Source organism: Actinophytocola sp. (assembly GCF_035942955.1).
In the GTDB taxonomy this organism is placed as follows: Bacteria; Actinomycetota; Actinomycetes; order Mycobacteriales; family Pseudonocardiaceae; genus DASYTH01.
In genome coordinates this window covers 1-2,021 of record NZ_DASZCQ010000172.1, presented here as the reverse complement: position 1 = coordinate 2,021, position 2,021 = coordinate 1, and the positions used below count along the sequence as shown (strand labels likewise).

2 pseudogenes are annotated in these 2,021 nt (G+C 65.8%); both read left to right on the top strand.

The annotated features are described in order from the left end of the window. Positions 1-157: 157 nt before the first annotated feature. Positions 158-859, top strand: a pseudogene (locus VGX25_RS17445) (integrase core domain-containing protein); the annotation flags it as partial. Between the two features lie 128 nt (positions 860-987). Continuing rightward, positions 988-1,964, top strand: a pseudogene (locus tag VGX25_RS17440) (integrase core domain-containing protein). Positions 1,965-2,021: the final 57 nt, after the last annotated feature.

Sequence of the window (2,021 nt, the reverse complement as noted above, 5' to 3'; positions counted from 1 at the left end):
GGCCACCACAGCGACCCGTTTGTCGCCCTGGCGGGCAAGCTCGACGGCACGCTGACGAAACTCAGGCGGGTGTGGTGCAGGCACCGGGACATCCTTCCTAGTGACCGGTGGTCACCTCAGGTCAGGTGTCCGGGCTACGGGGGCAAGCTCAATCACCATCTCGGTGCGGACCGTGGGCCGACACCTGCTGCAGCTTGGTCTCAACCGCCGCCGGTTCCTTGACCCCACCGGCGCCACCAACCGACAGCCACGGCGGATCATCGCCCGCTGGCCCGGGCACATGGTCCACTTGGATGTGAAGAAGACCGGCCAGATCCCCGACGGTGGTGGCTGGCGCGTCCACGGCAAAGGCAGCGCCCAGGACCGGCTGGCCGCCCGAGGCAAAACCCGAGGCCAGCGGCACCGCTACACCTACCTGCACTCCGCCGTCGACGGCTACTCGCGCCCGGCCTACACCGAAGCCCTTCCCGACGAAACCGCCCATACGGCAATCGGGTTCGTCCACCGAGCTCGGGCGTTCTTCGCCCGCCACGGCATCACCCACATCCACCGCATCGTCACCGACAACGGCTCCTGCTACCGCGCCAAAGACTTCGCCACCGTCCTGCGCAGCGCCCGCCACCAGCGGATCACGCCCTATACCCCACGCCACAACGGCAAAGTCGAACGCTACAACCGGATCCTGGCCGAAGAATTCCTCTACGCCCACGCCTGGACCAGCGAACAACAACGCACAGCCACCCTGGCGATCTGGAACATCCACTACAACTACCATCGGCCCCACACCGCCGCCGGAAACCAGCCACCAGCATCCCGGCTCCGCACCGGCGTCACCAACGTCATGGCCTCATACATCTAGTTGTACTCGGTCAGGACGTTGGTGACCCGCCGGTTGGGGTAGTTGATCGAGGGAGGACCTCCTGGCGCAGTGGAGATATCTCGTCTTCACGGCCAGGAAGCCCTCGTGTTCACGCTAATGCGCGGTTGATGGTGTATGCCCGTGGGTTGCTGGTTCGTCGGGTTCGTGTCGATGGTCAACCGGTCGCTCATGTGGCCAAGGAGTTGGGGGTCGCGGCAGTGCGCACACCGGTGGATGAAGCTGTTTGACGTGGGTGGCAGGCCGGCCTTGGCGGATCGCTCGTCGCTGCCGCACGCAGCCCCCGTCGCACACCGGCCGCAGTCCAGGCCCGGATCGTGGCCGAGCAGGTGTCCTCGCGGCGTGGGCGGACTGATCACCGAAGCGTTCGATGTCGCGGCCCGGACCGTGACTTGGGTGCTACACCGCCACCGCGTGCCCCGACTCGCCGACCGTGACCCGCTGACCGGTGAGCGATCAGAGCAACTCGACACACCATCCGCTATGAACGCTTCCAGCCGGGCGCGCTGGTGCACGTCGACGTGAAGAAGATCGACAAGATTCCTGACGCCGGCGGCTGGCGCGCCCACGGCCGCTGCCGCCGCCGCGGCCTGGACTACGACAATGTCCACGCCGCGGTCGAGGACCACTCTCGGCTGGCCGATGCCGAGAACCTCCTGATGAGAAGGGCGCCACCGCCGGCGCCTTCCTGCTGCGCGCCGCGACATTCTTCGCCGCCCAGCGCATCGACCACATCGAACGCATGATCACTGACAACGCGTTCGCCTACCGGCACTCCACCGACTTCCACGCCGCCGTCACCGCGCTCGGCATCCAACAGCGTTTCATCAAGCCACACTGCCCATGGCAGAACGGCAAGGTCGAACCCTTCAACCGGATACTGCAAACCGAGTGGGCCTACCGCCAGATCTTCACCAGCAACACCGCCCGCACCCAAGCTCTGGCTCCCTGGCCGCAGTTCTCCAGCACTCAACGCCGACACACTCCGCTCGGCGGACTCCCACTGAGCTTGGCCCCGTTGGCCGGACACGTCGGGTGTGGGGTCAGTGATCTTGGTCTGACCCGGTGTGGAGGGCTTCAAACGTGATGGGGCTGTGCATTCCGATACTGGAGTGTCTCCGTTTCGGGTTGTACCAGCATTCTA